This is a genomic window from Petrocella sp. FN5, from assembly GCF_029210395.1.
In the GTDB taxonomy this organism is placed as follows: Bacteria; Bacillota; Clostridia; order Lachnospirales; family Vallitaleaceae; genus Petrocella.
Genome location: NZ_JARGDP010000188.1, coordinates 1 through 1230 on the forward strand (window position 1 = coordinate 1; position 1230 = coordinate 1230).

The following is a 1230-nucleotide window of genomic DNA, read 5'->3' on the forward strand; positions in this document are numbered from 1 at the left end:
TTCGATTCCGGCTCTGGGCATTCCGTATCGGTACGCGGGTGTAGTTTAATGGTAAAACTCCAGCCTTCCAAGCTGGTTACGGGGGTTCGATTCCCCCTACCCGCTCTCTGCGCGAATGGCTCAGTGGTAGAGCATCGCCTTGCCAAGGCGAGGGTCGCGAGTTCGAATCTCGTTTCGCGCTTCATCAAAACACTCAATTCTAAAACTAGAATTGAGTGTTTTTTATTGGTATAATAAATGTAGTCGAAAACTATACCCAGCAAAACTCATAATGCATCTGTGAATGAAATGATTTATATATTAATACTATAGGATACATTAGATTGATATGAATACGAGGAGACAATGATGATTACACTCTATTTCTCAGGAACCGGCAATACCCGTTACATTGCCACGCATTTTGCAAAAAAAATGAATCATGAAGCTTATTCTATTGAAGAAGACCTAGACTTTGTGTCGTTGATTTCAAGTCATGAAACTATAGCTTTTTGCTATCCCATTTATACTTCGGATGTACCCTTTATTATGAAAAGGTTTGTTAAGACGCATCAACATTTACTGCAAAACAAGAATCTAATTATACTATCTACGCAACTCTTTTTTTCCGGAGATGGGGCGCGCGTCTTTACCGATTTGTTAAGAGACATAACCTATTCTGTCATTTATGCAGAGCATATCAATATGCCTAACAATATTTGTAACTTGTGGGTTTTGCCCTTGGCAAAAGAAAAGCGAATTGCTAGATACCTTAATCGTGCAGAATCGAAACTGAATAAAATATGTAAACGTATTGAACAAGGTATTATTATTAGGCGTGGCTTTAATCCGGTTTCCCAGTGGTTGGGATGGTTCACCCAACGTGCCTATTTCCCAAAAATTGAAGCAAAAGCCATGAAAGATGTTCGAATAGACACGCATTGTAATTTGTGTGGCAAATGTACACGTGTTTGCCCCATGAATAACCTTGCCATTGAAAACAACCAAATCACGCAACAAGGTGCATGTACTTTATGTTATCGGTGTGTGAATCTATGTCCTCAAAAAGCAATAACTGTACTCATCCATTCTAAAGTGAAAAAACAGTACAGATATTGGGCAGTATAGTTTTTACTTATATTTCTTCCATTATTCTTCTATTTTGTGATGCATATCACATTCCTTCACCTTTTTGAATGCTATTATTAGGGTAAGAGAAAACAATATTAGGTAGATACTAAGGAGGAAGAT

The 1230-nt window shown here is 38.0% G+C and carries 1 protein-coding gene and 2 tRNA genes; all 3 read left to right on the top strand.

Features of this window, described 5'->3' with window-relative positions:
* Positions 1-34 precede the first annotated feature (34 nt).
* A tRNA-Gly gene (locus P0N36_RS15380) sits at positions 35-105 on the top strand.
* A 4-nt stretch (positions 106-109) separates the two neighbouring features.
* Positions 110-181 (top strand) — tRNA-Gly (locus tag P0N36_RS15385).
* Between the two features lie 164 nt (positions 182-345).
* Positions 346-1107 carry an EFR1 family ferrodoxin gene (locus tag P0N36_RS15390; protein ID WP_275843773.1) on the top strand — a complete coding sequence of 254 codons (762 nt, stop codon included), beginning with the start codon at positions 346-348 and terminating at the stop codon, positions 1105-1107.
* Positions 1108-1230 lie beyond the last annotated feature (123 nt).